Consider the following 23,516-nt stretch of genomic DNA (forward strand, 5'->3'; position numbering starts at 1 on the left):
TGGCGGATCAACCTCTAGTGTTGCAAGGGTTTCGAGGCGAAATCAATGGTCCATGGAAAGCCGCTACCGTCACCCACCGCTATGAGAAACAAAGCGGATACATTACAGAAATTACACTCGAAGCACCAAACAAGGGAAAAGAAAACAGCGAAGAATAGAGGCTGGGCTGGTTGCCCAGCCAACGGGGATAGTTTTGCGAACACACCCGTCCGATGCAACATAACTTAACATCGCAGCCACTTCTTATCACTTAAAGCAATGAGAAGATGGCTAATATAGATGAAAGAGTGTTAAAAAATTATGGATACACTTTGTAAAGAAACATTAAAATCTGTTGATCCTACGGAACCAGCTGCTGCTTATGTTGGTGGCAAAATCAAGTTGGCGAAGACCATTATCAAAATCATTGAAGGCATTCCCCATCGCACTTATGCTGAGCCTTTTGTTGGAATGGGGGGAATATTCTTCAGGAGGAAATTGATTCCCTTATATGAAGTCATCAATGACCGCTCAGGTGATGTGGTGAATTTTTTTCGGGTGTTGCAACGCCATTATCACCCTTTTATGGATCTGTTGGAGTTCCAGATAAGCAGTCGTGAGACGTTTCAGCGTTTCGCTCTACAAGATCCAAAGACCCTTACAGATTTAGAGCGGGCTTTGCGGTTTTTATATCTCCAGCGGTTGAGTTTTGCTGGGCAGGTGGCTAAACGAACATTTGGCGTTGATCCTAACCGTGGTGCACGGTTTAACAGTTTCAAACTTGAAGGCTTATTAAAGCTTATATACCGCCGCTTAGCGGGTGTGACCATTGAACATTTAGACTGGTCTGAGTTTATCAGGCGCTATGACCGGCCGACCACTTTGTTTTACCTTGATCCACCTTATTTTGGTGTTGAGGATTATTATGGAAAGGATTTGTTTAAGCGGGAGGATTACCAGACGATGTCCACACTGCTTGCGCAATTAAAGGGAAAATTTCTTCTGTCTCTCAATGATGTGCCTGAGATCCGAAAAACCTTTAACCAATTTAAGATAAAAGAGGTGAATACATCTTATACATGTGGTTCAAATAATCCGACTGCTGCTCGAGAGCTCATCATCTCAAATTGCGACCTTTAGGATGAAGAGAAAAGATGCATTAAAGGGTCTTTAAATAACCTTTGAAAGACCTTTGAAGACCCTTTGAGAACCCCTTAAAAATCTTTTGAAAAAAATAAATTGGTACAAAACCTAGTGTCAAAATATACAAAACCCGCTGGCAAGCTACACGCTGGCAAGCTACAGCTACACTGGCTGGGGAACTTGGATTCGAACCAAGATTGACGGAGTCAGAGTCCGCTGTTCTACCATTAAACTATTCCCCAATAAGCCAATTTTATCATCTCTAGCAGATTCTACAGTGTAGGCAAGCGCAAAAAATCTTTAGATTATCGATAATAAAGAGCGATAGGAATGTCATTGATTGTTTTGATTTGAATATCAACATCATAAATGTCTTTAAGAATTTCTGGTTGCATAATTTCTTTGGGAGTTCCACAATAGGCTGCTTTGCCATTTTTCAGTGCAACAATCATATCTGAATAAGATGAGGCAAAATTAATATCGTGCATAACAATAAGAATGGTTTTTTTCAGTTCATCAGCTGTGCGGCGTAACTGCTTCATCATAGAAACGGCATGTTTCATGTCCAGATTGTTTAATGGTTCATCTAAGAGAAGATAATCAGTATCTTGGCAGATAACCATGGCTATAAAAGCGCGTTGACGCTGACCGCCAGAAAGCTCATCTAAAAAACGGTCTTTTAAATCTTGTAAGCCGAGATAGCGTAGCGAACTGTCGATAAATTGTTTATCTTCATGTGTATACCAGCCTTTTGAATAAGGATAGCGTCCGAAACTTACTAAATCGTACACGGTTAAACGGAAGGATAAAGGATTATCTTGACGCAGAATTGAGAGTTTTTGAGCCAAAATATCGTGGGGCATTTTATCAATATCAAAGCCATCGATATGAATTGTACCATTATGGTATGACAAAAGACGTCTTATCAGCATTAAAAGAGTTGATTTTCCCGAACCATTTGGCCCAATGAGAGAAATAATCCCCCCTTTGGGAAGATGAAGGCATAAATTATCGATAATCAATCGTGCTCCGTAAGCCTTGGAAAGATGATTGATCTCAATCATTTTAGTTTTCCCTTCATCAGTAACATTAAGAAAACAATACCCCCACAAAATTCAATGATAAAACTTAAACGTCCTGCCATGTGAAAAATTTGTTCTAAAATAAATTGTCCTCCCACCAAACAAATAATCGCTAATAATATTGCAATCGGCACAACAACACAGTGTTTTGCTTGAGGAGAAAGTTCATAGGCAAGGTTGGCAACTAACAGTCCAAAAAAGGTGACGGGGCCGACTAATGCGGTAGAAATGGATACGAGAATGGAAACAAAAATAAGGACAGCTGTCGCACTTTTGTGGTAATTAACGCCAAGATTGAGGGCATTTTCACGTCCCAAAGCTAAAATATCAAGAAGATGACGGGAATGCCATCCAATCAGACTCACAATGAAGACAATGATTGTGGCAAAGCTTATTAATGGTGTATTGAATTTATTAAAATTTGCAAACATAATATCGGTTAAATTCATCATTTGGTCTGGATTTAGTTGCAATTGCATAAACATCCGTAAACTGAAAAAAAATCCGCCTAAAACAACACCGATTAAAAGCGTCAAATGAAGCCCTTTTAGGCTTCCTGAAAAGAGCCAGCGAAAAAGGCTTATTGAAAAAAGAATAAGAATGAGGGCTTCGAGAATGAGTTGTCCTTCTTCATTTAGAAAGGGCAAAGAAAGAGAGCCTACAAAATATATCAGAACAGTCTTTATTAAAATATAAAGCTGATCAAATCCCATAATTGAAGGGGTAAGAAGACGGTTATTAACGATTGTTTGAAATAAAACCGTAGAAACGCTTATTGCATAGGCAATAAGAAGCAGAGAGGAAAGTTTTGTAAGACGAAATGTCCATGTATAAACATTGATATTCCACGTCATGTAAAGACTAATGACAGTACATGCTATGATGATAAGTGTTGTTAGTACACATATTGTTTTTTTTCTTCTATCCAAGACGCTTTCTCCAGCGTAAAAGCAGTATCATAAAAATAAAACTACCGATTACACCCATCATAGTGCTGATGGGAATTTCAAGAGAGGGATGAATTATTCGTCCTACAAGATCACAAATCAAGACCAATCCTGCACCGCTGATGGCTACCCAAGGAGCAGTACGGCGCATATTATCGCCCATGAAATTTGACACAAGGTTGGGCACAATGAGTCCAACAAAAGGAATACGGCCAATTGTACAGACAACAACAGCAGTGATTGAGGCGACAATAAAAAGACCAAAAAACATGACAACACGATAATTCAATCCAAGGTTATTGGTTAAATCTTCTCCCAAACTTGCAACTGTAAAGCGATCAGCAGTGAAATAGGCGAGAATACAAAGGGGAAGGGATAGCCATAAGAGCTCATATTTTCCTTCAAGAACCATTGAAAAACTGCCAAATAAGTAAGCTTGAAGAGAGGGAAGTAACATTTCATAATCTGCAATGGCATTGGTTAAAGAGCCAATAATATAGCTTAGCATAATCCCTGTAAGGGGTACAATGAGAGCAGATTTTAGAGGAATGCGGCGCAATAAAAACATAAAAAGTAAAGTGCCTGTCATGGCAAAAAGTGTCGCAACGACCATTTTTCCTAAAACAGAAATATCGGGCAGAAAAATCATAATGAAAAGAATGCCAAGGGAAGCAGATTCAACAGTTCCAGCGGTTGATGGCTCGACAAAGCGATTGCGTGTCAATAGTTGCATAATCATACCTGAAAGTGCAAGTGATGCACCTACTAAAAGGATTGCAATGGTACGAGGAAGACGTGTTTGCCAAAAAATAAGCCACGCATGGGGATCTGCTGCGAAAAGGTCAGAAGGCGTGACATCAGAATAACCAACAAAAATGCTGAGGATAGACAGGAGAATGAGAAGTGTTATGGTTATCCAGTAATTCTTCACGTTAAATCATTTTCTAACAAAACCTAAAAAAGCAAAGACTGCTTAATAAACAATCTCTGCTTTTAAATTTTATTTATATAGCAAGCAAGCTCTTTTGTACGCTTATTTGCTCTTTGTAAAGGCTTCATTGATCTGCTTAGCGGTTTCAATGAGTCCCGTTAAACCACCACTTGCACGATACCAGCTCCAAGAGTCCAAATAAATAATTTGATTTTGTTTGCTTGCTGTTGTGCGGTGAACAAGCTCATTGTTAAGCAATTGTGCTGCAGATTGCCCTTCACGTCCAATTGCGGCATCCCGATCAATCACCAACAACCAATCAGGATTTGTCTCAAGAATAAATTCAGGAGAAATGAGCTGTCCATGTTTTTGTACAGTGAGTTTATCGGTTGCTGGGGCAATTCCAAAAGCGGAATGCAAAATATCAAAACGTGATTTTGGTCCTAAGGCACTGATTTTTCCACCAGAGGTCATGAGTACAAGACCTTGGCCTTTTCCTTTAGTATTTTTACGAACTTCAGCTAAAGTTTCATTGAGTTTTGCAATTTCTGCTGCAGCTTCTTTTTCTTTGCCAAAAATTTTGCCAAGGATAGACACATTCCGTTCAATATCTGCAAGAGAGTTTTCATTTCCTACAGTTAGATCAATTGTTGGAGCGATTTTGGATAAATCGTTATATTTTGCTTGAGTTCTGGAGGAAATGATAATCAAATCAGGTTGAAGAGTGGCAATTTTTTCATAATCGGGTTCAAAAAGGGTACCAATTTTTTCATATTTTGCATCATCAAATTGTTGCAGATAGGATGGTTTTTTTCCTTCAGGAATACCGATAACCGCTTTGATACCAAGGCGATTCATATTATCAAGAGAGGCAATATCAAACACAATAACCTTTTGCGGAGAAGCGGGAACAGGAGTCGTGCCTGAAACATGATTAATTGTTACATTTGTTTGAGTACTCGTATTTGCAATACTCGTCTGTGTCCATAAAGCTGTTGCAAAGCTGGTTGCAACCAGTAAAACAGAAGTCATCCGTTTCATATATTTTATCATCGTAATTTTATCCTTTTATCTAATATTATAAGGGTTTGCGCACTTAAAAACTTAACTTTGGTATTTTTATGCACAAAATGAAGCGTAAATAAATAACACTATGTTGTAAAGTTGACTAACATATGTTACAAATTGTTCACTTACCTCATTTTCACTTAATTCTAGTGTTTTTGCAACATATTTAGAAAGTTTAACATATGACCAATGTATTTAAAAAGCGTACAAGTCTGTACGCACTGACAACAAGTGCTCTCTTCTTTTTGCAAGGTGTAGATGCTTCGGCTGGTTGGTTTGACATATCATTTCCAAAACTACCTTCTTCATTTTCATCTCTGATACCATCTTTCGGAGGTTCATCACCATCTCCTGCGCCTAAAAAAGAAGAAGAATTGCCTGCGCCTCCTTTACCACGAGTCGCTGACCCAGGCGCTGGCGTTCCTGGTGCTGGTGGTGCTGGTGGACTTGGTGGTGCTGGTGGACTTGGTGGTGCTGGCGGACTTGGCGGTGCTGGTGGACTTGGCGGTGCTGGTGGACTTGGTGGTGCTGGCGGTGCTGGTGGTGCTGGCGGTGCTGGCGTTGGCGGTGTCCCTGGCGGTGTTGGCGTTGGTGGTGTCCCTGGCGGTGTTGGTGTTGGCGGTGTCCCTGGCGGTGTTGGTGTTGGCGGTGTCCCTGGGGGTGTTGGTGTTGGCGGTGTCCCTGGCGGTGTTGGTGTTGGCGGTGTCCCTGGCGGTGTTGGTGTTGGTGGTGTTCCTGGCGGTGTTGGTGTTGGTGGTGTTCCTGGCGGCATTGGCGGTGGTGGTGTTCCTGGTGCTGTCCCCGGTGCTCCTGCTCCTGGTGCTGTCCCCGGTGCTCCTGCTCCTGGTGTTGTCCAAGGTGCTCCTGGTGCAAGTCCATGTCCTGATGGGAGTTTCTTGTCCCTTAACTCTGTGCTCTGTTTTGATACGAGGTATCATCAGCTAAAGAGAAGTACTATTGGTGTGTTGGAGTTTGGTGATAACGCTATGCATGTCACAGGACAGGTTATTCGGAAAGAGGTGTATAAATCGGGTAAGAAACAAGTCTTGTTTTCGGATCGAGGTACAACTGTTGAGTTAGATACTGTGTCTATTAGGGGGATAGCTGTTCCAAAAAATTATGTAATTTTAAATCCTAGTAACATCGGTAATCCTGATGATTTAGAAAATAGGCCTGATGATTACAATAGCTATCTTGATACAAAAGTGGGGGCAGGAATATTGGCAACACTTGGTTCAAAAGTTAAGCTAGAAAATTCAAATATTAAGGACTTTATAGTTGGGGTTGATGCTCAAGGCGATTCAAGGATTCATATGAAGGGTGGAGGAATCTATTATACTGGGATAGGAGCTTCTTCTGATCAAGATTCGTTTATTTTTCTAAATGGAGTGGATTTTTATCCTGTTGCGATTGGTTTGAAAAGTGAGGGCCGGTCTGGAATAATGATGCAGTCTGGGTCAATTAATCTTGATACAGGTGCTTTGGGAGTTTTTGCCGGATATAAAGGGATTGTAAGACTAGAAGGAGTTCGTATTAACAGTCGAAAGGGGATAACTGGGCGAAAGAGTTCTGATTATGATTCTGAAAGTTCTTCAAATCTTATTTTCCTGTCAGATGGAGGTCTTATTTCTGTTGAAAAAGGAAGAGTTGAGGGCTCTGATGCAGTTGCTCTTTGGGTTACTGATGGTGCTATTGAGGTTGCAACCGCTCCGATAGATGATCGTGGTTTTAGTGGTGGTCTTTTGGCAAGTCGTTTTCATATTGATGATACGGATGGTGGTGATATTTATTCAGAAGATGAAATGCTTGAGCTGAATGGACTCTATTATACTTATCACGCTACGGAGGATGCTCTTGTTACTCCTCTCTCTACTATAGGGAAGACTAGATCTAATCAGGACGCTTTGCAATATATAGTGAATATAACGGGTAAGGAGAGTGAAAGTCATTTTAAGATTAAAGCTGATATTCAAAGGTCAACTATTCAAATAGCGGGAGAAGGTTCTTATGGCATATATTTTGATACGGCAGTTACAGAAGATGAAAAAAAAGAAGCTGCAGAAGAAACAGATGCAGAAGGAACCATAATAAATAAAGACAATAGTCGTACAGCGCAGATGGTTTCTTTAACAGGAACTACTCTTAAAATTCCAGAAGGTATAGCTATTTATGGTGGTGATTTAAATGGTGCTGTCATTTTAGGAGAGAATAGCGTTCTTTCGGGTGATCTATTTTTAAAAGCTAAATCTCATTCTAGTCTATTGGTGCACGCTCATGAATCTTCAATTATAGGTGCAGCTCGTGTTGATGAGAATGCAAAAGCTGCGCTTTATTTGTCTCGTTCAGGACTGTATTTAACAAAAAGTACTCATCATCAACCATTGGAGAAAGATAGACATCGTATAGATTCAAATCTTTCGGCGGTATATCTTACAAATAGTAGTATTGTATTTTTGCCTCCAAAAAGTGCAGATGAAGGTTATCAAACACTGCAACTTGGAAATGGAGAAGGTACGTATCTAGGTAACGGTTTGTATGCTGAAGGAGATGCTAGGCTTTATGTCAATGTGAATTTTGTTTCTGGTGATTCAGGTAACGTTAAGCTTATGTCTGATAAGCTTTTGGTTTATGGCGCTGTTACTGGAAAAACGAAGGTGTATGTAAATGATAATTCTGTCATCACCACTTTAAATGAAAAACTAAAAGATGGAGAGAAAATTCAGCGTCAAGCTGTGCAAAATCAAGGTGAACGGGAGCAAAATACAAAAAAACCTGCCGCTCTTCCAATTATTCAAGTTTATGGAGAGGCACGAAAATATTCTTTTGAACTTGCTAATGAATATGTCACATTGCAGGGATCTCCTTATCAATATATTCTTAGGGCGTCTGGTCCAATAACATTTTCCAGGAATTCAGAAGAATTGGGAGAATTGGAAGATGGTCCTGATACACTGTGGACTTTCAGCTTAGAAAGTAAGTTAGAAAATGGTGAGGGGCGGCGAAATGTAGCTGCTAGTATAGCTCATGGACCTCATAATAGTATTAAGCCTGTTGTTTTTGATGTTTCGTCATCTGAAGGTAAAGGCACTGTATCTGGGGTAAATGGTTCTTCAGAATTAGATTCTTCATTAGCACCTGATCAAGTTACTGCATCTGTTGGAAATCTTACTCCAACTTTTGAAGTTTCAGGAAATACTCTATCTGCTTCACAAAGTGTTTTGCCAACTGAGGAAACTGTTGATGGAAGTGTAGATACTTCTTTTATTGCTTCTCCTAATAGAACGGATAGTCAGAATGAAGTAGAAGATGCTACAGTGACCCATAGTGATACTGATACAGTTGATGTGAATGATGTAAGTGAAGGTGGTACTCCATCACCGGAAACAGAAGATAGATTAACAGATGGAAATAGTGAAACTTTAAGTATTTCTCTTCTTGATAATTCAAGTGCGGAATCTGATGATGTGGGGTATGATATAGTGGACGAAGGAGGTAATATTACAGAGGGTAATAGTACAAAGGTTGAATTAATTCCGTCTCAGACTGTTATATCTTCTGCTCCTCAACCTTCTACGCTGGAGAGTTCTGTACTTGGAAGGTCTGACACAGGCGATTCTGATGTGGAATTAGGTCCTTTGACTGGAACTTCTTCAGTTTCTGAAACTGAAGAACGGACTTCATCTTCTGCTCCTCAAGCTTCTACGCTGGAGAGTTCTGTACTTGGAAGGTCTGATACAGGCAATTCTGATGTGAAATTAGATTCTTTGACTGGAACTTCTCCAGTTTCTGAAACTGAAGAACGGACTTCATCTTCTGCTCCTCAATCTTCTTCGTTGGAAAATGTCAAGACTGAAGTGCCTGCTGCTTCTGGAAAAACTAAAAAGCCTAAGCTTTCTTCTACTCTAGTTAATTCTATTAAATCTAAGCAAAGGAAGCCTGCCTCTAAGGAGATGGATGGTAAACCTGTAGCGCGTGTTCTACTTTATAATAAAGGAGCCGACACACTTAGATCTGAATCGCAAAAGCCTATGGTGGCGACTGTATCAGCCAATGGTATAAAGCAGGAAGGTGTTTCTTCTCAGTGTAGTAATACGGGGGAAAATGGTACGGAAAGATTGCAAGGTGCTTATTTTTGTAGTGATGGTCGATCACATACAATGACAAATCTTACACTGAATGCAAGTGAGAGAACTCAGCATTCTATGCATGCAAAGAGTAATACAGTTGTTAAATTAGAAGGTGCTACTATTAGTGGTGCAGATTCTTCTGATAGTAAAAATAGTGTTGATTTGACTGCAATACAGGCTGTGAGTGCTGTTCTTGCAGAAGAAAAAGCAGAGATTGTTTTGGATAATAAATCAACAATTACATCTTCTTTGATTGGGCTTGAAGCGCAAAGTGGCGGAAAGGTTAAGATGACTGGAGGGACAGTCAATGCGCTTTATGTGGGTGCTTTGGCTGGTTCTGGATCATCTGTTAATTTAAAGGATACAAAAATTAACGTGACGGGGGATGTTGCAGCTGGTCTGGCAAGTCAAGGCGGTAAGATAACCATGGATTCTGGGGCTATTACTTTGGCAAAGGGAGTAGCAGTGTTGTCAGAATCTGGGGGGAGCGTAGAGTTAGACAAAGTTAGCATTAATGTGAAAAAAGCGACAGGGAAGTTAGATTCCATAGAGAACTTAGAGCGTGCAGCTTTTCTGTTGAGTGATAATGCTTCCATTGATTTTAAGAATGGAAATGTTGTTACTGATTCTCGTGCTTTGTGGATTATGAACTCTGGTGATAATGTGGTTGAGGCCGGTTCTTCTAGGAGAAGGAGATCTTCTGAGGTTCGTCCTACTATGAATCGCGCAAATATCGAGTCTTCTACTGTTAAAGTAGAAGGTGATGGAACCTATGGTATATATTTTGATGGAGTAACACAGAAAGAAGAGAGTCAACAAAATCGAAGTAAGGATTTAGCAACTGAGGAAGCAGTTGTTGTTAAGTGGAGTGCTGTATCCAAACAGGAGAAAACACCTATAGGCATAACAGGAACAGTTTCGTTGAAGAAAACTGATTTTGAAGTTGCAAAGGGTATAGCTATCTATGGTAATAATTCTGGTGGTCATGTTTCATTAGAAAATAAAACAACTCTTGCTGGTGACTTATTATTAAAAGCCGAGAATGATTCTAATATATCAGTTACGGTTGATAGCTCTATTGTTACAGGCGATGTTCGCGTTGATAAAAGTTCTTATGCAAAATTAGACTTGGCTAATAGTTCACAGTGGGTTCTAAAAAGAAGTGCGCAGAAGAATTTGGGTACTCTAGATTCAGGATGTGTGGATTCATGCGTTTCTTCTGTGAGACTTGTAAATAGTGCTATTGATTTTAGATCTTCCGAATCTGAAGGGAAATATCAGACTCTCCATATTGGAAATGGGAACGGCACAGTTTATGAGGCACAGGGTGATGCTGTAATTCATCTCAATGCACGTTTGAATCCCCATGATCCGAGTGATCAACAAGTCACTGATCGACTTGTCGTTCATGGTGATGTTTCTGGAAAAACAAAAATACATGTACGAGGTGATGCGGGCAATGTAGGAGTTGTTAAAGCGAATGGAAAGATTGCTCACAGTGTTTCAGTTGTTCAGGTCTATGGTCAAGCGAAGAAAGACTCTTTCCAACTCGATGGCAATTATGTTGCACTGAGCAACTCACCTTACAAATACACTCTTCGTGCTTATGCTCCAAAAGCGACTTCGAAACAGGAGCATGTTCAGCAGAAGTTTGTTAAGGATGGTGGAGAGTTTTGGAACTTCCGTCTAGAAAATCAGTATGTTAAGTCTATGGGATCTGCTGCCCTTCCTGAACAATTTGTAAGGTCTGTTGTTCCACAGGTTCCAACTTATCTCAGCTTGCCTAATAGCGTATTCCACGCTGGTTTGATGGATATTAGCAATCAAAATAAGCAATTGGAGACGTTGCGGATGACTTCTACAGGAATGGTAGACGTTCGTGAAAATCCTGCTTTATATTTACGCGGCTATGGTGGAAGTTATCGTTATGCTTCAGATCTGTCCGCACTTGAATATGGTTATGACGGCGATCTTAGTTATAATGGTGTAGAGGCAGGTGTTCTGCTGCAAACTATTGAAAATTCTGATAGCGCTATATCCTTTGGTGTTATGGGAACTTATGGAAAACTTTCTCTGCAGCCTTTGAATGTTGAGCAAAGTCAGAAGAGTGCATTTGATAAATGGACTGCTACAGTATATGGTAGCATGCAGCATAATGTTGGCTTCTATGTTGATGGTCTTTTATCCTATGGGCTGTTCAAAGGTGATGTTCTCACCCTTGCACGGGGTAAGACAGCAACATTGAAAGGTAATCCTTTAAGTGTTTCCTTATCTGGTGGTCAGACAATTGCTACAGGATATAAGGGTTTTGTCTTTGATCCGCAGGTTCAGGTTGTGTATCAACATCTCCAGTTTAATAAAGCCCGTGATATCGACAATTTTGATATTGAAATGGGTAACCTTGATCAGTGGGTGGCACGTGTTGGTGGACGCTTAACCAAGACTCCTACAGGCTCTGAAGGCGTGAATGCTGTTGCTTTCTATGGTAAGCTTTATCTTGCTCATGGTTTTGAAGGAAAACAGTCTGTGCATTTCAATGATGCTTTCAAGTTAGGGGCTTTTGGTTCTTCATTAGAGGCTGGGTTAGGCTTTAATGCCAAATTGTTGCCACAGTTCTCTCTGCATGCTGATGTTCTCTATCAACATAAGCTTAATAAGGCTGGTTTTTCTGGAACAAGTTTTTCTGGAGGAATACGTTATCAGTTTTAATATAAGGTACAGTATGTACTTTTTAGAAAAGGCAGCACAATGTGCTGCCTTTTTTCTTTGTAACAACTTGTATTGCTCTTAAAAGCTTTTCATCTTCTTGATTGAGCAAAAAAGACATAGTTTGTTTTATGTATGAGAGCACTTTTCTACGCTAAAGCGAATTTTCTTAAAGTTTATGCTGCTACTGATGCGATAGAGTGCCTTGCTTTTATCGGCTTTTTAAGCGTTCAGCAGTCCAGTATGCGTTAGGTTATCCTTTTTGGTACTGTATTGATATTATCTAATATAATATTTGATGTTTTCTAAAACTCGTTTTTGAGAGTTTGTTTTCCACTGATTTAAATCATTGTTTTATTTATCTCCTTGTGGATTAATTTTTAAAGTTCACAAGGTTTAGTTGTTTTTTTAATTAATTGCACGCACTGATTTTATTTTTTCTTTACACGAAATACAGAATGCATTATACACCTATAAAGTGTGATTGTTAATTATTCTCTTATAGGTGGTTTTGGCGTAGAGCTTCTGCCAAATCTATTGGGGTAATTCATTGCACAGTTCAGATGAGCATGAGGCATGTTCTTTTTGTTACACTTTTCGTGTTTTGAGGTGTGCAATGGGATGTTTTGCAGGTGCTTTTATTTTTAATGAGAGGGGAAGAAAAGTTTCGAGGGAACTATGATTAAAGTTTTTAGAAATCATCTATGTTTGTGTGCTTGTACAACAGCTATCCTCTCTTTGTTCCAAAATGGAAGAGAAGTTTATGCGGCTACAGAGGAGAAGGATAGTAAACCTTATGTTATAAAGGTTATCCCAGTTGTCTCTGCTAATTCTTCTCCTCATCTTAGCGGGAGTAATAAGCATAAGCTTCCTCTTAGTGGAGAGAATGGGGATAATTATTATCCTCCTATTGGCAATAACGATGAGGGTATTCGTGGGGGGAGCGATTATCGTAAGCTGAGTGGAGAGATTGGAGAGATTGGAGAGAATGGGCATAAGAATAATGTAGATAATACGGTTAAAAATGAGGACTCTGATGGAAGAGGTTTGAATCCTGGGTTTTATTACTATAATGGGTTGTATTATATATGCGATAATTGCGGGGAGTCTAAAATTGATAATAAATCTTATAGGATTACAAATAAGAACGTTTCCAACTATCCTGATGATCCTACTGCTATAACGGTGAAAGGAATAGGCACAAGGATTAGTGGGGAGGATGTAACGGTTCGTAGTCAAGTTGCTGATAAAACTTTTCTAGTGGGTGTGCATGTATTAGAGAGCGGTAAGATTGTTTTGGAAGATCCGATTATCAAAAATACAGTTATAGCCCTTCGTGCGAGTGATGGCGTGATTGAGGTAAAAAATGGAAAGATTAAGGAAAGTCATGAGGGTGTTGATGCAGCAGAGAACTCGTTTGTTCTTTTAGAAGATACAGAAATTAAGACCGCTAATGGGAATGCGAGTCTTTTAAGTTATGATCATTCAGAAATTTGGATGTCAGGTGGATCAGTTGATTTTATGAACAGCCATGGGGTTTCTTCGACGTTAGGTGGAAAAGTAAATCTCGAGAATGTTGAAATTACTGGGAAGGCGGACAAAGGCAAGGATCATGCGGTTGTGCATATGGATTCAGGGGCAGCTGTTAATTTAGAGGGTACGACTATTCGTGCTATGGATGTCCATGGCATATTATTAGAAAATACAGTCAATTCTATTCCTCTGCAGGAAGTTAAAGATTTATCAAATGAAGATTCTGATTCAAAGATTCCTGTGACTGAAGTTAATATGAAATCCTCTTCTGTTACTGTAAAGGGTAAGGGATCTTATGGTATCTATTTGCGGGGAGAGAAGCCATGGAGTGAAGGTGGGGATAAAAAAGAAGAAGTTTCATCAGAGGAAGAAAAAGCTTTACCACGATTAGAAGTTGTTAATTTGGATAAAACAGAGTTTTCTGTTTTAGACGATGCGGCTCTTTATGGTAGAAACATTATTTCTGGTGCGGTGGGGTTGGTGCACAGCACTCTTCGTTCAGGGAATTTTTTATTAAAAGCTGAGGAAGGTGCTTCTATAACAGTTTTGGCTGATGCTTCTACTCTTGAAGGTCGCACACATGTTGATAAAAATTCTAATGCCGAACTTTATTTGGGAGGCCGTTCTAAATGGATTTTACAACAACCGTTGAAAAAAGATCAACATGAGGCTGCCCATGATTCTTCTGTTTCACTCGTTAGTCTTATGGGTGAGAGCTCTATTAATTTTAAAAGACATGAATCTTCTTCTGCTGATGATTATCAAACCCTTCGTATTGGAAAGGGAAAGGGTGAAGTTTATAGAGCACGGGACGGTGCCTCTATTTCCCTTAATACATACTTGAATAGTGGTGGTGCTCTTGATCATCAAAAGACTGATCGTGTTTTAATTCATGGTGATGTTTCGGGAAAAACAAAGCTCCAAGTGCATGGAGTTTCAGGAAGTCCAGGAGGATACACGGGAAGGGGAGGAAATGATGAAGGTATTTCAGTCATTCAGGTTTCTGGACAAGCAGAGCAAGATTCTTTTCAGTTGGAAGGTGGTTATGTAGCATTAGATAAATTACCTTATCAGTATAAGCTTTATAGTTATGGTCCAAGGTCTCATTTAGGAAAAGCAAACATGGATCAAAGATTAGTTGAAGGGAACGGAGAATTTTGGGATTTTCGCCTTGAAAGTAGATCTATAGATTCTGATGTTAAACCTAAACCAGATCCTGCTCCGAAGCCTTTTCCTGACCCAATTCCAGGACCAGAACCTTCTCCAGCACCTTCTCCGGAGCCTCATCCTAAGCCGGGAGTTAAGGCTGTTGTTCCGCAGGTTCCGACTTATCTCCTTTTGCCTAATGCCTTACGCCATATTGGTTTGATGAATGTGAGCAATCAAAATAAGCGATTAGAAGCTTTACGAATTCCTTCTGGGGGTTTGTTAGAAAGTCGTGAAAATCCTTTCTTTTTTGTGAGCGGTTATGGCGGCAATCATCGTTATACTTCAAATCTTTCCGCGCTTGAATATGGTTATGGCGGCGAGCTTGATTATAATGCCATAGAGGCAGGTGTTTTGCTGAAAGCAATCGAAAATATGTATGGTTCCACTTCTTTTGGAATTATCGGGGCCTACGAGAGATTTTCTTTGCAACCTTTGAATGTTGAGCAGAGTCAAAAAAGTACATTTGATAAATGGTCAGTTACAGCATACGGTGGTATGCAGCATGATGCGGGTTTTTACGTTGATGGTCTTGTGTCTTACGGTTTGTTTAAAGGTGATGTTCTAACAACTGCACGTGGCAAGACGGCAACATTAAAGGGAAATCCTTTAAGCGCTTCATTGACTGCTGGTAAAACGTTTATGGTGGGGGAGGACGGCTTTGTTTTTGATCCGCAAGTTCAAGTTGTTTATCAATATCTTCAATTTAATAAAGTGCCTGATGTGGATGGCTTTGATATTGAGCTGGGAAAGCTTCATCAGTGGATAGGGCGTGTTGGAGGGCGTTTAACAAAGAGGCTGGTCGCAACTGATAAGGCTCAAGTTGTCTCTTTCTATGGCAAGCTTCATCTTGCTCACGGTTTTGAAGGAAAACAATTTGTGCATTTTAAAGATGCTTTTCAGCTAGGCTCTTTTGGTTCTTCGTTAGAAACCGGATTAGGTTTTAATGCCCAATTGTCTCAAAACTTTGCGCTTTACGGTGATTTGGTTTATCAGCACAAGCTAACGAAAGCTGGTTTTTCTGGAACTAGTTTCTCTGGTGGTTTGCGTTATCATTTCTAGAGTTGTTGCTGTTTCTGATTAATCTTTGAAAAAGCCACAAGTATAACTTGTGGCTTTTTCTCATTCTCTATTCATTTTGTGTTATAGCATTTTTACGAGAGTGTGACTTTGCATATCTTTGATATGCTTTTGGGTTGTAATTCTTTCATTTTTTTGAAAATTTTGAAGAGTTTGTACGTTATGGTTTCAAAACGCATACTTCAGAGTGATTATTATATTATTTATAATATGTCGATTGATAAAGATATTTTTTAATTCAGGATGCTGAAATATTTTTAATGCTCTTATGATGAACCTATAAAAAGCATTCCGTTGCATATTATGTAAGATTGGCAAGTGGATAATCGTCTAAGAAAGGAGTCAATATAATTTTGGAAATTACCTTAGGAGGAGAGGATTTACAATATTAGAAATTGGCAAAGGAAAAGAAGATACTCAAGCGCAATGAGGGCTATATCTGATGAACTTTATATTATATCCGCTGTTTTTGTGAAATGGGGATGGAAAAAATGAGAGTTATCTGAGAAAACTGATGAATGAGAAACATAATGACATATTGTTTTTGGAAAATGTGTTTTCTTTAAATGCATAAATAAAAAGATAAAGTCATGTGTCATCTTCACTTTTTAAAATATGGCTCTGAATGTTTTTGAATATTGTCAAGTTGAATTAAAAGGAGATAGTAAAAATAGGAACTGATTTTTACACGTTCCTACTCTTTATTAGGCTGTCTTGCCATGAAGATGTCTAAAAAGGTATATGTAAACTCTTGTTTTTCAATTTTGGTATATGTTTTGTCTGCTTACAAATACATATTGTTTCAATATAATATCTCTATCGTAAGGAGGTTGATTATATCCGTTTTGGTGGGATTAGACAGCAATTAAAGCAGGCGTTTTTAATGCATGTCAACCGATTAAGGCTATTTTGGAATAACAACTTTGAAGGTGATTTTTCTGTCGTTCTTCAGTTATATTTTTGCAAATTCTTTGTAAAAGCGACAGATTTAGATTGTATTTTTGAGTAATTTTTTAATTTCATATTTACATAAAATACAAAAAATATTAATAAACTTCCTGTATTTAAATCAAAACGTATTAAATTTTGATGCGTTATGCGTTGCTCTGTGGTGGGGCGGAATTATGGTGTAATTATGGTAAATATATTTAAAAATCGTTTCTCCTTATGTACTTTTACAACAGCATTTCTTTTTTTTGCACACAATGTTGATGTTTTTGCAAACAATGCTGAATCTCAAGTTTCCTCTGGAAAAAAGCAGTCTTCATGTGATCAGAATGCAGCATTTTATCAGTGTTCTGATGGTGGAGAGCACGCAATTAATAATAAAGTTTATTCACTAACGGATAAAAATATTAATGGTGTTTATGGAGCCATAGAGGCGTCTAAGAAAGGTACAATTATTGAAGGCAAGAATATAACTGTTAAGGGTATTTTGGATGAAAAGAATAATTCGGAAAAGATTTTTTGGAAATATGGAGTAAAGGCATCAGAACAGGCAGGAGTCTCTCTGAGTGTTTCCAATTTGAGTGGCGTTTTAGTGGGGGTGGAAGCTCAAGGTGGTTTCATCGTAATGTCTGGTGGATCAATTGATGCAATCAAAGTGGGGGCTGTTGCAGAAGGAAAATCTCAAAGTAGAGTTGATTTAACGAATACGCAAATTAGCCTAGGGAGTGTTGGGGTTAAAGCAGGAGAAAAAGGGTATTTTATTTTAGAGGGTGTTTCTATTACCGGCAAGGGTAGTACTGGCAAGGATGATCAAGGGCTGAATACAGGCCGTCAGGCAGCTTTTCACATATCTGAAAACGGTTATATTGAGTTTATGAAAGGTTCTGTTGATGTTACTGATGCTCATGGGCTTTTATTGCAGGGAAATAAAGGTTCTCAGATTAATATTGGAGATTCCAATATTACAGTGAAAGGTAATGCATTTTATGGTATGCATTTTGAAGGTAAGGCAGAATCAGAAGGCTCGTCAGAGGGGGAATCATTGCGCGTTGATTTGAGAAAAACGCGTTTTTTAGTTCCAGATAGTATAGCTCTTTATAGCAGTCAATCTGGAAAGTCTAAAATATTTTTAAAGGAAACAAAGCTTTTTGGAGATTTGTTGCTGAAGGCTGATCGTCACTCTTCTATAGAGGTTGTTGCTGATGCTTCTGCACTTGTCGGTCAAACTCAGGTTGATAACAGTTCTAAAGTCGATCTTATCTTGGGAAATAATTCACAGTGGGCTTTATTGCAACCAAGACAGAAAAAATTACAAGATCCTAATTATAGAGGCGTTTCATTTATTTCATCGGTAAGGCTTTCTAATAGTTCTATTACTTTTGAAAAAACAAAGTCCAGTACTGATCATGCATATCAAACGCTTTATATTGGAAAAGGAACAGGTATTGTTTATCAGGCTTTTGGTGATGCTTGGATTCATTTGAATGCACGTTTAAATCCTAGTGATACAAGTGATCATCAAGTAACGGATCGGCTTCTCATTCATGGTGACGTTAAGGGAAAAACTATAGTCCATATACAAGGGGTTGCGGGAGGTTTAGAAGAAAAAAATAAAAAAGCGCATAGTGTTTCAATTATTCAAGTTTATGGAGATGCATCGTATGACTCTTTTCAACTGAATGGACAGTATGTTGCCTTAGAGGGGGCCCCTTATAAATATGTACTTCGTTCTTATGGTCCAAGTGCTACTGGAGAGGAGGAGCATGTTAAACAGAAATTTGCTTTGAATGGAGGCGCATTTTGGAATTTTCGTTTAGAAAATGAATATGTTCAAACATCTGATGTTTCTAAAAGTACTCCTATGGTTTCTAAACGTACACCTCCTGCACATGCTTCTTTTGAGGATATTGTTCCAGAATCTTCTGCGGATATTGTTCCAGAATCTTCTGATGATGTTGTTCCAGAATCTTCTGCGGATGTTGTTCCAGCGCCTTCTGCGGATGTTGTTCCAGCATCTTCTGCGGATATTGTTCCAGTGTCTTCTGCGGATAGTCTTTCTAAAATTGAAAATGTTTCTCCGTCTCGACGAGGTGTAAGATCTGTTGTTCCTCAGGTACCAACTTATCTCCTTTTGCCAAATAGTTTGTTCCATGTAGGTTTGATAGATATTAGCAATCAAAATAAGCAGCTGGAGACAGTACGGACTAATTTGGGTGGAATGTTGGAAATTCGTGAAAATCCTGCTTCATTTTTGCGTGGCTATGGTGGGAGTTATCGTTATGTTTCAGATTTATCTGCGCTTGAATATGGTTATGGAGGGGATCTAGGGTACTATGCGCTAGAGACAGGTGTTTTGCTACAAACTGTTGAGAATGTTGACAGTACTATATCCTTTGGGGTTATGGGGTCTTATGGAAAGCTTTCTCTACAGCCTCAAGATGTTGCACAAAGCCAAAAAAGTACATTTGATAAATGGACTGCTACAGTATATGGCAGTATGCAGCATGATGTAGGATTCTATGTTGATGGTCTTTTATCCTATGGTCTGTTTAAGGGAGATGTTCTGACAACTGCTCGGGGTAAGACTGCAACATTGAAGGGTAACCCTTTAAGTGTTTCCTTGATGAGTGGTCAGAAAATTGCCACAGGATATGAAGGTGTTGTTTTTGATCCACAGGTTCAGGTTGTTTATCAACATCTTCAATTTAATGAGGCTCGTGATATTGATAATTTTAATATTGATATGGATAAACTGGATCAATTGGTGGTGCGTATGGGGGGGCGTTTGATGAAGACTCTGACTGCGTCTGAAAAAGATCGTGATGTTTCTTTCTATGGAAAGATTCATTTTTCCCATGATTTTGGCAAAGAAAGAGCTGTGCGCTTTAAAGATTCTTTCCAGTTAGGGGCTTTTGGTTCTTCTCTAGAGGCTGGATTAGGTCTTAATGCTCGCTTGTCTCAAAAAGTTGCGCTTCATGGCGACTTGGTTTATCAGCATAAATTGAGCAAAGGTGGTTTTTCTGGGATCAGTTTTTCTGGTGGGTTGCGCTATCGTTTTTAGGATGATCATCTTGGGGTAAGTTGTTTAAAAAGCCACAAGCATAGCTTGTGGTTTTTTATTATTTGTTTGCAACTTTTAAAATAAGCTTTTTTAAAAAATGTTTTTTGCATGAGCAAGTTTGTTTCTTTTTAGAAACGAGATAAGGCTTTCTAGTTTGCAGTTCTTGCTTCTTATGTTGTTTTTCTTCCTTTAGTGTATTTTTATTAAATTCTCTTGAAATCACCGCTTTGGGGTGGATTTTTTATTTTTATCTATATTTTTACGTGTTTTTATAAATAACACAATTTTAAATTGTAATATTTTGGGATTCTGGCTTTACATAAAACATTTAGTGGATATATAAAATACAAAACGTATTTTAAATTATCGCATATAACCAAAGTTATTAAACAGAACGCGTATTTTTTTGTTTTTAGAGAAGGGGAAGAAAGTTTGTAGAAAATTATGCTTAAAAATCATCTCTCTTTATGTCGTTTTACAACGGTTATTTTTTTCTTTGTATACAATGCTGATGCAGGTGAGATTCCTGCTGAGAAGAAGCCATATTCATGTAACGAAAGTGCCTCATTTTATCACTGTAATGATGGTCAACCGCATGAAATTTCCCAGAAAACTTATCGACTTACGGGTGAAAGTTCTGATGCTGCCATAGAGGCATCAGGGGAAGATACAGTCATTGAGGGAGAGGCTATAATCATTAACGGTGTTTCGAATGCAAATGGCTATTCAGGAGCAAATGCTTGGACAACAGCTGTAAAGTCTTCAAATGGGGGAGGCGTTGCTCTATTTTATTCCATGTTAAACGATGTGTCGATAGGGGCCGATGTTAATGATGAGGGAGCTTTTGAGATGCAGGATGGGGTGATTAAAGCAACCAGAATGGGGATCAGTGTTGCTGGTAAAGGGTCGTTTGTTGCTTTGACCAAGACAGAGATTAAGACATCTTCTGATGCGATAGGTCTTTTGAGTTATAATGGTGCAAAAATTTATATGAAAGGAGGGAAAATTAACTTTGCTGATGGTATTGGTGTTCAAACAGGAGGAGAAGGAGAAATTAATTTAGATGGTGTTTCTATTACTGGGAGGGGGAAACAGGGGACAAATACAGATAATCATCGTGAAGCTTCTGCTTTTAGTATGCTTCAGGGGAAAGGCTCTCTTAATTTCCAGAAGGGAAACGTTAATGTTAGCAATGCTCATGGCATTATATTGCAGGGGAATGATAATAATGATGCTCATATCAAATATTCCAATATTTTTGTGAGAGGCAATGCATTTAATGGCATGCGCTTTTTTTGGGAAGCTGTCTTCAATGATAAAAAAACAATTATACCTGGAAAAGGGTCTGTCCATTTGACAAAGACAACTGTTATGGCTCTAGAAAGTACAGCTATTTATAGCCGCCAATTTGAAACTTCTGTTAAACTCTCACAACATTCAAAAATTTCTGGTGATTCACTCCTGAAAGCTGTTGAGCGTTCCAATGTAAAGATTGAGGCTGATACTTCTACCCTTGTAGGAGGCGCACATGTTGATGAAAGTTCTACAGCTAAGATAGAGTTAAAAAATGGTTCAAAGTGGATTTTATCGCGACCAAAAGTTGACAAATTGCACAACTCTGATGCTTCTAGTTCTAAGTTAGGGGACTATTCCTTCATTTCATCGGTCAATCTTACGGATAGTTCTCTTGTTTTTGAAGAACTAAAATCCAAAACGACAGATGGTTATCAGACACTTCTTATCGGAAAAGGGGCAGGGACTGTCTATCGTGCACAAGGCGATGCGCGTCTTTATCTTAATACATATTTGGATAAAGGAGGAGCTCTGCAAGAGCAAAAAACGGATAGGCTTTTAATCAATGGTGATCTTGAAGGAAAAACGACAGTCCATGTGTATAGTGTTCCTAGAAGCCCAGGGGCATTAACGGGAGATGGTGGTAATGATCAGGGGATTTCCATTATTCAGGTTTATGGAAAAGCCGCTGAAGATTCTTTTCAGTTAAATGGGGGGTATGTCACACTTGAAGCCTCTCCCTATCAGTATCATCTTAAGAGTTATGGTCCAAGCTCTGCTTTAGGGGCGGCAGATTCCAATCAAAGAGTGCTTAAAAATACTGGAACATTTTGGGATTTTCGCCTCGAAAGTCAATTTGTTGATTCTACTTCTCTCGATTCCACTAAAGTTTTTCCTGTTCTTGATTTGGTTGTCCCTCCTTCTTCTGATGATATTCCTTCTTTTCCTAAAATTCATCCTAATATGACTGGAGGTGAGGATGGTTCTATTGCTTCTAACTCTCAGCAAAAACCTCAGGAGCCAAGTCTTTCTTCTCCTGTAGATTCTCCTGATAGGGACTTTCATCTTACTACCACACCTAATGTACCTGATGTTGTTGTGCTTGAGATCCCCAATCCTCCTTCCTCTCTTGCACCTGTTGTTCCCGCTATTGCTGAATCTAAACCAGTTGTACCACCTGCATCTGGTTCATCTGTTCCGCCGCCTGTTTCTCGCCCCACTTCTGTTGTTGCTCCAGTTGCGTCTGGTTCACCTGTTCCGCCATCTGTTTTTGAGCCTTCTTCTCATTTTGAACCAAATGTGAGAGTCATTGTTCCACAGGTTCTGACTTATATTCTTGTGCCAAATACCTTATTTTATGCTGGATTGATGGATATCAGTAATCAAAACAAGCAGTTGCAAGCGCTGCGAACTGTTTCTGGTCGGTTGTTGAAAAATGATGAAAATTCCGCTTTGTTTTTGCGCGGTTACGGTGGACATCATCATTATACTTCAAATTTATCTGCACTTAAATATGGTGATTATGGCGGTGAGCTTGATTATAATGCACTAGAGGCAAGTATTTTACTCAAGAAAATCGAAAGTGCATATAGTACGACATCCTTTGGAATTATGGGAAATTATGGCAAGCTTTCTTTGCAGCCTCGAAAGATTAAACAAAGTCAAGAAAGTATATTTGATAAATGGACAATCACAGCATATGGAAGCATGCAGCATGATACGGGTCTTTATATGGATGGTCTCTTCTCTTATGGTTTGTTTAATGGAAATGTTCTCACACTTGAGCGAGGTAAAACGGCTGCATTGAGAGGTAAGCCTCTAAGTGTTTCCTTAACTGCTGGTAAAACGTTTATGATAGGCAGCCGATATTTTGTTTTTGAACCACAGGTTCAGTTTGTTTATCAAAATCTCCAGTTTCATAAGACTCGTGATATTGATAATTTTAATATTGATATGCGAAGCCCGGATCATTGGGGGATGCGTGTTGGTGGGTATTTAACGAAGACACTTACATTTACTAAAGATGCACATGTTCTTTCATTCTATGGTAAGCTTCATTTCATTCGTAGTTTTGATGATAAACAATTTGTGTATTTTAAAGATGCCTTCCAGCTTGGTTCTTTTGGGTCTTCTTTAGAAGCTGGATTTGGTGTTTTTTCGCAACTATCTCCAAAAATTATTTTTCATAGTGATCTGATTTATCAGCATAAATTTACGAATGCTGGCTTTTCTGGAACGCATTTTTCTGGTGGATTAAGCTATCATTTTTAATTGTATTTTTTTAATACATCCTTTGTTAAAATTATAAGCACAAAACATGGTTTTATTGTATTGTTTTTCTGATTTTTGATTTTCATATATAATATAAAGCAAATTATGTGGACGACATGTAATAAGAATAATTAGTGCATG

At 38.8% G+C, this 23,516-nt stretch carries 9 protein-coding genes, 1 tRNA gene and 1 pseudogene; 6 read left to right on the plus strand and 5 right to left on the minus strand.

Annotation, left to right across the window (positions count from 1 at the left end; genetic code table 11):
• Together ACFIKB_RS07325 and ACFIKB_RS07330 are read left to right on the plus strand one after the other, a co-directional pair.
• A pseudogene (locus ACFIKB_RS07325) lies at positions 1-158 on the plus strand (late control protein); the annotation flags it as partial.
• A gap of 142 nt (positions 159-300) precedes the next feature.
• On the plus strand, positions 301-1,119 hold the full coding sequence (locus tag ACFIKB_RS07330; protein ID WP_375653176.1) for a DNA adenine methylase: 819 nt from the start codon (positions 301-303) through the stop codon (positions 1,117-1,119).
• Positions 1,120-1,290: 171 nt separating this feature from the next.
• On the opposite strand, the gene ACFIKB_RS07335 is transcribed toward ACFIKB_RS07330, so the two are convergent.
• From ACFIKB_RS07335 to ACFIKB_RS07355, 5 genes are all read right to left on the minus strand, one after another.
• Positions 1,291-1,364, minus strand: a tRNA-Gln gene (locus ACFIKB_RS07335).
• A 63-nt stretch (positions 1,365-1,427) separates the two neighbouring features.
• Positions 1,428-2,186 carry an ABC transporter ATP-binding protein gene (locus ACFIKB_RS07340; protein ID WP_375636423.1) on the minus strand — a complete coding sequence of 253 codons (759 nt, stop codon included), beginning with the start codon at positions 2,184-2,186 and terminating at the stop codon, positions 1,428-1,430.
• Positions 2,183-3,133, minus strand: a complete 951-nt coding sequence (locus ACFIKB_RS07345) for an iron chelate uptake ABC transporter family permease subunit (protein WP_375636425.1) — start codon at positions 3,131-3,133, stop codon at positions 2,183-2,185. The genes ACFIKB_RS07340 and ACFIKB_RS07345 overlap by 4 nt, the downstream gene beginning before the upstream one ends.
• On the minus strand, positions 3,126-4,082 hold the full coding sequence (locus ACFIKB_RS07350) for an ABC transporter permease (protein WP_375653178.1): 957 nt from the start codon (positions 4,080-4,082) through the stop codon (positions 3,126-3,128). Before ACFIKB_RS07350 ends, ACFIKB_RS07345 begins: the two co-directional genes overlap by 8 nt.
• Positions 4,083-4,184: 102 nt before the next feature.
• A complete protein-coding gene (locus tag ACFIKB_RS07355) occupies positions 4,185-5,135 on the minus strand; it encodes a siderophore ABC transporter substrate-binding protein (RefSeq protein WP_375636428.1) in 951 nt (316 codons plus the stop codon).
• A gap of 197 nt (positions 5,136-5,332) precedes the next feature.
• Here ACFIKB_RS07355 and ACFIKB_RS07360 point away from each other — a divergent pair, with 197 nt between their 5' ends.
• The 4 genes from ACFIKB_RS07360 to ACFIKB_RS07375 all read left to right on the plus strand — a co-directional run bounded on the left by ACFIKB_RS07360 (position 5,333) and on the right by ACFIKB_RS07375 (position 23,375).
• Positions 5,333-11,986, plus strand: coding sequence for an autotransporter outer membrane beta-barrel domain-containing protein (locus ACFIKB_RS07360; protein ID WP_375653180.1), 6,654 nt, complete (start codon positions 5,333-5,335; stop codon positions 11,984-11,986).
• A gap of 675 nt (positions 11,987-12,661) precedes the next feature.
• The gene (locus ACFIKB_RS07365; RefSeq protein ID WP_375653183.1) at positions 12,662-15,784 is read left to right on the plus strand and encodes an autotransporter outer membrane beta-barrel domain-containing protein; all 3,123 of its coding nucleotides are present in this window, start codon (positions 12,662-12,664) and stop codon (positions 15,782-15,784) included.
• Positions 15,785-16,937: 1,153 nt separating this feature from the next.
• Positions 16,938-19,811, plus strand: coding sequence for an autotransporter outer membrane beta-barrel domain-containing protein (locus ACFIKB_RS07370; protein WP_375653185.1), 2,874 nt, complete (start codon positions 16,938-16,940; stop codon positions 19,809-19,811).
• Positions 19,812-20,255: 444 nt separating this feature from the next.
• On the plus strand, positions 20,256-23,375 hold the full coding sequence (locus ACFIKB_RS07375; RefSeq protein ID WP_375653187.1) for an autotransporter outer membrane beta-barrel domain-containing protein: 3,120 nt from the start codon (positions 20,256-20,258) through the stop codon (positions 23,373-23,375).
• Positions 23,376-23,516: the final 141 nt, after the last annotated feature.

Source organism: Bartonella sp. MR110HLJHH, assembly GCF_042194225.1.
GTDB classification, from domain to species: Bacteria; Pseudomonadota; Alphaproteobacteria; order Rhizobiales; family Rhizobiaceae; genus Bartonella; species Bartonella grahamii.

What these genes read in the sequence shown, in the direction of transcription:
- ACFIKB_RS07330 (WP_375653176.1), top strand. Translation starts at nt 301, where the DNA reads ATGGATACACTTTGTAAAGAAACATTAAAATCTGTTGATCCTACGGAA.
- ACFIKB_RS07365 (WP_375653183.1), top strand. Translation starts at nt 12,662, where the DNA reads ATGATTAAAGTTTTTAGAAATCATCTATGTTTGTGTGCTTGTACAACA.
- ACFIKB_RS07375 (WP_375653187.1), top strand. Translation starts at nt 20,256, where the DNA reads ATGCTTAAAAATCATCTCTCTTTATGTCGTTTTACAACGGTTATTTTT.
- ACFIKB_RS07355 (WP_375636428.1), bottom strand. Translation starts at nt 5,135, where the DNA reads ATGATAAAATATATGAAACGGATGACTTCTGTTTTACTGGTTGCAACC.
- ACFIKB_RS07340 (WP_375636423.1), bottom strand. Translation starts at nt 2,186, where the DNA reads ATGATTGAGATCAATCATCTTTCCAAGGCTTACGGAGCACGATTGATT.
- ACFIKB_RS07360 (WP_375653180.1), top strand. Translation starts at nt 5,333, where the DNA reads ATGACCAATGTATTTAAAAAGCGTACAAGTCTGTACGCACTGACAACA.
- ACFIKB_RS07370 (WP_375653185.1), top strand. Translation starts at nt 16,938, where the DNA reads ATGGTAAATATATTTAAAAATCGTTTCTCCTTATGTACTTTTACAACA.